The organism is Dendronalium sp. ChiSLP03b, assembly GCF_034531165.2.
GTDB classification, from domain to species: Bacteria; Cyanobacteriota; Cyanobacteriia; order Cyanobacteriales; family Nostocaceae; genus Dendronalium; species Dendronalium minutum.
Window position 1 is genome coordinate 65,716 of the sequence record NZ_JAVRBR020000052.1, and the last position, 7,777, is coordinate 73,492.

Sequence of the window (7,777 nt, forward strand, 5' to 3'; positions counted from 1 at the left end):
TATGTCTTTGCAATTTCAGCACTTTGATACTCGATTAAATCAATGGATTCACACTGATGGAGATAATAGGAATCCTCAATCAATTTTAACTGAAAAGTTAGATAACACTCTACTAGAATTTTACTTTCCAGACAAGCAATTTTATTTTGGACATATAGATGAACACAGTACCCCATCAGATTTAAGAAATCACCCGGATGGGCATACTCTTTTATTATCTTCCAAAACCCGATTATTGTATGGTCTACCAGATTGCTTAGAAATAATTGATAAATTATGTCCAGATAGAAAAGACAGGGGTGCTTATGGCTCAATCTTTTTGGGTGCTTGTAAAAATGCAATTAATGAAGAATTAAATATTTTAGTCGTAGATGATGCTACTGGAGAGAATGGAAACATATTATCAAATAATTTGGCATATAAATTAGTAGGAGATTGTTATGGACAAATATCAACACAAATTTATGACAAGTTAACTAAAAGAGAAGAACGCTCTGATAAAAGCTATCGTGTAATTCAGCATCGATTTGGATGGACAGAAGTTGATGGAGAAGATACTAAATATCGGTTTGGTAAAGGAACATTAAGACCATACAGACTGGAGAAAATAGAATATTTTAATCCTAATAACGAACCCAAAATCGACCTAATCATTCCCCTCTCCAGTTTCAAAGGTACAGATAAGGATTGCCCTGGTGACCCATCGAAGCCACAGATTCAGCCAGGGTTGTATAAACAAAAAATCTGGTTAGGCTCTAAGTCACAATCAGAGCGAGGAAAGACTGCTATCTCTCAATTGCTTGCATCCTTTCCCCAAGGTATCAAGGATTTCGCTGAGTCACTAGAAGCACAAGCCCAGAAACTAGCTGAAACTCAGAACGATCCTAGAAAATTGGCACAGCTTTACTGTGAGAAGTACGAAAAGCGTAAAGCGTTCACCGAAGAGGAGAAATCATCTTTAAAACAAGCTATTAATGAGCAAGTTGCTGATGGTTCACTATTAAAACAATTAGAATCACTGACCCAGAAGGAAGATGATGAAGAATTGGAAATAAATGATAATGATGATGGACTCGATCAAAACCAAAAAGATGATTTATTAATGTATAAACTTATCAAAGCTGATTTATTAGGAGGGCATCATCAGCTTTTAGAAACGGAGAAAGTTAGAAAAGAGTTAAGCAGGTTTGTACAAAACGAGTGGAGAGATATCGCTCTGGGGCGGACGCTGACTTTTGATAGGGGCATGATTATTCCATCCAAGGAACTGAAGAATGGTGAAATTTGTGTGCCTTGGTTGGATAAAGGGGAAAAAGTTCTTAACTTTCGCTCACCTTTCCTCAATTCCAATGGCTTATGCGTTTCAACTAATAAACTTGTTGAAGACAGACTAGCCCCAGACGGTGAACCATTAGGAGGCATCATTGTAGTCAACGATGAAGACCACAAGCGCATACAGGAACGGATTGCACGGTTAGAAGCCCAAGGAATTGATGTTGATGAGATAGACCCAGCCGAAACAGAATCAGAGCGCCAAGCACGAGATTTTGACGGCGACTGTATTGGGATTGCACTCGCAAACAAATACCCCAATTTTACAGCCGAAGCCGAGTACAGAAACACTAGAGAAAACTCTTATGCCCCCACAGTTAAACTGAAAAAGCAATCCTTTTACTTAGAAGATGGAACCCAACCGCCTTTTGAAGAAATCGCCATTCATATGAGCGATAGTATTAGTGTTGGGGTGATTAACAATCAAGTGACGGCACTGGAAGCCCTAGAATCAGAAGTTGAGATACTTAAAACTTACGGCACACCTGAGCAAAAATCTGAATATTTAGACCAAGTATCCAGCCACTATCTAAGTTTACTTGAACAAGAGAAACAAGAGCATCCCAAACCAATCAGGACAGAATACAAACCATTAATGCAACAGTTTGTAGCTCTGTCTCATGCTCAAAGAACTTCCGAAGTTATTCAGCAAGCTATGGATGTTAATCGTCTGATTTACCGTCAGATGATTGAGGAGGGATGCTATCAAAATCAAATAGCGGTAGACTTGTTTAAAAGTGCTAAAAAGCCGGAAATGGGTTTAATTAAGGAGAATCAGCGCTATTTGTATCGAGATGTTAATTATATTAAAGATAAGAAATTAAGAACAGCTTATTTAAATTCGGGAATCACACCAACTGGCTATTCACCAGTCGAATTATTAATTAATCAAACTAATAAATATTTCCAACAGTCGCAACTGGAGTCGCGCCCAATTGTTCAGTTTCAGGATTTGTTTAGGGGAGTAGAATTTACACCTCAACAAAAGTTTGCTGCTTACGCTGCCAAGTACGAGTTCGACAAGTTATTCAATGCAGCAGTGGCAATGGAACGACGAAGGGAAACAGAGCGTGGTCCCAGTGCCGTTATACAAACACAAGAAGGAGCAAAACTTGAAATCACAAACTTGACTCGTTACGGGCATCCTTTGATCTGGAAGGCACAGACAATTAACCTAAAGCTCGTTGCGATTGACTCAAAATATCAAACCCAATCTCGACCGCATAAATTACTTGCGATCGCTCAAATTGATGGTGAAATAGAAGACGGGAAACCCGTCTACCATAAGCTGGGAACAGTCAGCCAACAGTCAGTAGCAGACTACAACCTAAAACCAGGAATGGCTACCAGTGGCGCAACCCTGACTGAACTGAAGCCAGAACCCAGTCGAGGGCAGACAAAGCTCATGTTCCAGCAAGCATACCAAGAAGCTGAGGCTTACTCGACCAGCATACACCAAACAGAACAGTTGTCAGCCGCAGCCGCAGCCTGGAGCGTCGCCGCCACCAGACAAGATGAACTCGAAGATAAACAGCAACCAGTAGCCCAAATTCAAAAGAAGATTCCTAACTTTGTGTTTGCAGCTTTCCCACAGGAAATTATCTCCAGATTGGACAAACTGCAATTCACACAGATGAGATTAGTGACCTTAGATAATGAGGCTAACAATTTCAAGGATAAAGTTTGGAACCTAGATGAGAAATATGCTGTAGAAATTAGAGCCTCCGATCATCCACCGGGACACGAACGTTATGGTTCTCGCTTGGTATTTGTGCAAGATAGTGGTGAATACAAAGAGTTTGCGGCATTAGAGCCAAGGACGGGACAGTTACCCATAGGTACAAAAGTGCAAGCCAACGTATTACCAGGAGAAACCTACACTGCCAATGCCACCATCTCTGTCCCAGGAAAAGAACCTGTAGAGTTTACAATCCGAGAAATTAGTAAGTTCTCCCATGCAGGACAAACTTTTAATGCCGAACCAGTGACATTGGAGATTGGCACAGTACCAGTTCCCAATGAAGCAGTAAAAATCAAACTTGATGGTAAAACTTTGGGGGAGTTAGATGCTGATTCGGTTAAGCAGCTTCAAGCTTTTAATTACATCAAGGATGGCAATCAGCTAAACCTAAAGCTAACGACTATCTCCGAAAGCAATGAAAATGCATTTGCGCTCGCAACCTCGCCCAACGGCAATCTACTAAAAGTTAATAAAATCAATCATTATGACTATAAAGGTCAGACGTTTAAGGACTCGAATTACCGCAAGCTTACTTTAGAAGTACCACCTTCCAAAACAAGAGATGCTGTATTTCTCAATGGAGAACCTTTGGGAGTGTTGCACTTCAAGAAAGATAAAGAAGCACTTCTTGAATTGGGAGTTCTCAATTTTGGTAGACTGACCCCAGTACAAGCGACGCTACAAAGTAATTTCTCGACAACTATACTGAAAGTTGACCCCCAAACGGTCGAGTATCCCGAAGTGTGGACTAAAGAAACTCAGGTTTTTGGTACGCAACAGGTAAACCAAGGGCAACAGGGGATGATAGAGAAAACAGCGCCAATACTGCAAAAAATTAAAGAACGACCGACAATTTTGTTTGCTACCCCAGAAGATAAATTACTGGGATTAACTCAATTGGCAGTGGACAATCATAAGGTAGAGATTGTAACCAAATGGTTGCGAGGACAAAATATAGCGATCGCTCAAGTGCCACCAGAAGATGTACCTTTGGAAACGAAAAAAGGGCTGGGTGTGTTTAAATTGGTGAATTCGTCCATCCCTGAATCTGTGTCGGGTGCGATGACCAGGAAGTTTGGAAGTGTGATTGAGTCGGAAACTGAGTATCAACAGAAAGTTAAAGCACTGCCAGATAGACCGAAGTATTTAAAACCGCCCCAGCCACAACAATTTAGTACAAGTGAACCAATAGTTCCATCTGTGGCCATCAGAGGAAAATTGATTTCGATGAATTTTCCGCTGATGCTACACGGTGAACAGAACCCCCTGCCCGTCGATACTTGCATTGATGCGATGAGAGGATATGGTAGAACTCATACCACCAGAGCTTACGAACCATATAAACAGTATGGCTTTCAAGAGGGTGATATTGCGATCGCTTCTGGGGAAGATAAACAAGTAGTGCCGTTCCTCAAACCACAAAGCAGAACTGCACCCAGCAATGAGGTTCAAATTAAGAGTGTAACTATTGATAATTTGAGGGAATGGTACAGTAATGCGGATAAATTGGGCAAGTCAACTGAGTACAAGCAGAGGATTGTAGAAGTTGCCAATCAGTTTAAATCTGACGGGCAGTTGTCACAATCCGCTTTGACTGCAATAGGGAAAGATAAACAGGAGTTAGAAGTGATTAGCAGGCTGACTCAAATCGCTCAGAGAATTGGGGCGGTTTGGGGGCAAAAGAGGGATGATGGTTTCATCCAGGTTAAGGGGAAACATTATGATTTGGTATTCAATGCCCAGCAAAAAGATTTAGCGATCGCACACAAAAACGGTGATGTAATTTTGAGTGTGCAATCTGGGAAGATTGAGATTAATAAAGTAACAAAAGAAATCTTACAGACTTTTGAAGACGTGAATTCTAAATTTGATGAAGTTTTAGAAAAAAATCAAAAACAGGCAACAGGACTGCAAAGGTAAGCAAGGAAATCGCTGCTAACTTCTAGTAGTAAACATCATAAAACTCTGATAATAAATATATAAAAAATGAATCTATAATATAAGTAAAAAGGCTTAAAAAAACCAAACTGTGTAAAGATAGGTAAATACAGATAATGTATCAAGTAGAGGATGAATTAGACCTTGCCTATGCTGTGATTGATGGAGTTCAAACAAGAGGAGAAAAGGAAAATTATAGTACACAACGTGTGAAATTTAGCTCTCATTTTTCTGCTTAACTGTTTGTTACATACTTGTAAATTTTTTCTCCCACTTACTTACCTGGATTTGAGATCCACTTGATATTAAACTAACCTCTTTGAAAACCTTTCGCTGGTTGTTTTTGTACTTTACCTTTGGGTTTAGATTTATTCACTTCTGTAAGTGCTTCTTGAAATAAATTATGTAGATGTAAAGGAACACTAGCAATTTCTGGTAATTCTGGCTCGATAGGTTTACCATACTCTTGCAAAATTTTATCTAAATCATTGCTCAGGCTAAACTCAGGACGTTGCAAGAAATCTTGCAAGACTTTTTCTAATTGAGTGGGATATTTTTGTGCTAACCGATGCCAGATATAAGCATTAATATTTTGATCTTCCAAGTAGTGACGAATTAGTTTTGCTGCACCTTCAATACTTTGCCAATCATCAGCTAATAATATAGTTGTGAATTTAGTGTATGTTGGTAAAAACATCAATCCCCAACGTGGGTGAGAAATGGCTGTTACTTGTTCTGCTTTCTTGAGTTCAGCAGGTAAATTTACTTGAGGTGCAACCATTTTTTGCTTGCTGTTTTTCCTATCCAATATTTGAGAAACAGCGTTAGTATCAATCCCAAATTCTTGAGCAGCGGCGGTAATTTCTTCTGCGCCAATACCAGCCTTTGCTACTATTTCATTCAAAGATTTGGAACTATCAAGTCCGGCGGCTTTGAGATATTTATCGGTGATAATTTCTTGAAATTTAGTTATCTTTTTATTGAGTTGGTATCCTGGTAATGTAACTTCATCATTCCCAAAAAACTCAACAAACTGCTGATGATATTGCTCTACTGACTGCCATGCTTGTTCTAGCAAGTCTGGAGCATCGCTGTAAAGATGACTTTTATAATTATCTTTAAAATTTCCAATGGCGACGGCGAGTTTTGGCTTACCGAGTTTACCCATAAATGTGTGAGAGCCAGAAAATATCCACTCATTATCAGTAAGAGGAGAAACGCGTGTTAGTAAAATATCTCCTGACTTGAAACGAGATATAGCTGGTTGTTTTTCAGGGCTGTTAGACTTGACAATGTAATTTTTAGCTGTCAGAACTATGTAATGTTTAGCTGTCAGCCAGTTCATGAGTTCTAAGCCATCAGGTAAAATCTGGGTGATAGTAAATAAACCAATAAAACTACGATGCCAGCTATTCAGTAGATTGCGATCGCTCTTGGACAAATCTGCATGACTGGCGATAAATAACTCTATAGGTGAGCGTTCGCCAATTTTCCCTTCTGTAATAAACCTGTCAATGATTACTTGTTGTTGGGTGCGATCGCCATTACCGCGGGGCATCTGTGCAGCTGCATAAATGTCGAGTGCTTGTGCTAGTTCGCCGTCAGCATCTAGGACAAAATCAACCAAGGCTTGTTTGAGTGTGTGCGATCTTTCTACTATGGCATCCACAAGCGAATCTTTCTACTCAACAATTGTAGCCTATAGCGTTTTTGAGGATTATCGCATCTAGCAATAGCTAGATTTTTTAAGCCATCCCAAATGCGGAAATGGGACTCCCGCTATAACTTTTTAGTTTAGCGGGAAGGGAATTTCTGCCAATATAAGAGTTGTCCGAAAGGGCATCATTCATAGAGAAATTGTTAAAAACTATTTAGGATAGTAAAAAAATGAAAATTGCGGATTTATCAGCCGAGACTCTAGAAAAAATTAAGTTAGTTAGGTGGGATAGAATTATTGAGAAACACGAAGGCCCAGAAGATTGGGAATCGGTTTTTAGATATGAACAGCCAGAATTTTTGGAAGTAGAAGGGTATCCAATATTATTACCTGTAGATAAATCACATCACCCTAATATAAGCATACTACGTTGTATCTGGAGTGCAGATAACAATTCTGTAACACTGTTCTTATCTGATACTACCTATGAAAACGATCCATTTTTTTGTGGATTTATGGCAGTGTGCGATCGCGTTAAGGATGAAGAATTTTTCTTAGCAATCTTACACCACGAATGGTTCATTATTGAAAGAGCCACTGTTTTTGAATAATTAACATGAATCATCAGTAATTTGGGAAAATCTAACTAAAACTAAGGAAATACAGCAGATTGCAAGGCGCGTGAGGTACAAAATCCAGGACTGATTCATCACAGATAAAGAGTTTTTACTTCCTGCCCCCTGCCTCAAACCTGTAACTTTGTACTTCATGCGAATGAAAACTGCTGTATCTTATTTTCAGAAATGGTCACCAAGAGGGGTGTAAAGGAGAAGATGGCACCCTTCGAGGCATGTAATTAAGCAACCAATGCAATCGTCCTTGATGACGGGGCTTGTGACCCACGCTATCTTGGGGCTAGTCTTTCCCCACACCCCACACCCCGCCCTAACGGGGCTTGGTCAAACAAAGTCAGACAGTTATTTTTCGACTATGATGAAGTTCAATTCTAAGTATGACTACATTGTGATTGGTGCGGGTTCGGCAGGCTGCGTTGTCGCCAACCGAATGTCACAAAACAGTGACACAACCGTGTTACTCCTGGAAGCAGG

Annotated in this window: 4 protein-coding genes; 3 read left to right on the forward strand and 1 reads right to left on the reverse strand. The window is 39.8% G+C overall.

From position 1 onward, the window contains the following. Position 1: 1 nt before the first annotated feature. On the forward strand, positions 2–4,993 hold the full coding sequence (locus RMY31_RS13740; RefSeq protein WP_322657178.1) for a hypothetical protein: 4,992 nt from the start codon (positions 2–4) through the stop codon (positions 4,991–4,993). Positions 4,994–5,127: 134 nt separating this feature from the next. After that, positions 5,128–5,250, forward strand: a complete 123-nt coding sequence (locus tag RMY31_RS13745; RefSeq protein WP_409877912.1) for a hypothetical protein — start codon at positions 5,128–5,130, stop codon at positions 5,248–5,250. Positions 5,251–5,321: 71 nt separating this feature from the next. Here RMY31_RS13745 and RMY31_RS13750 read toward each other — a convergent pair whose 3' ends face one another. Then, positions 5,322–6,680, reverse strand: a complete 1,359-nt coding sequence (locus RMY31_RS13750; RefSeq protein ID WP_322657177.1) for a hypothetical protein — start codon at positions 6,678–6,680, stop codon at positions 5,322–5,324. A 218-nt stretch (positions 6,681–6,898) separates the two neighbouring features. On the opposite strand from RMY31_RS13750, the gene RMY31_RS13755 reads away from it, so the two are divergent. Further along, positions 6,899–7,279, forward strand: coding sequence for a hypothetical protein (locus RMY31_RS13755; RefSeq protein ID WP_322657176.1), 381 nt, complete (start codon positions 6,899–6,901; stop codon positions 7,277–7,279). Positions 7,280–7,777 lie beyond the last annotated feature (498 nt).

What these genes read in the sequence shown, in the direction of transcription:
- RMY31_RS13745 (WP_409877912.1), top strand. Translation starts at nt 5,128, where the DNA reads ATGTATCAAGTAGAGGATGAATTAGACCTTGCCTATGCTGTGATTGAT.
- RMY31_RS13740 (WP_322657178.1), top strand. Translation starts at nt 2, where the DNA reads ATGTCTTTGCAATTTCAGCACTTTGATACTCGATTAAATCAATGGATT.
- RMY31_RS13755 (WP_322657176.1), top strand. Translation starts at nt 6,899, where the DNA reads ATGAAAATTGCGGATTTATCAGCCGAGACTCTAGAAAAAATTAAGTTA.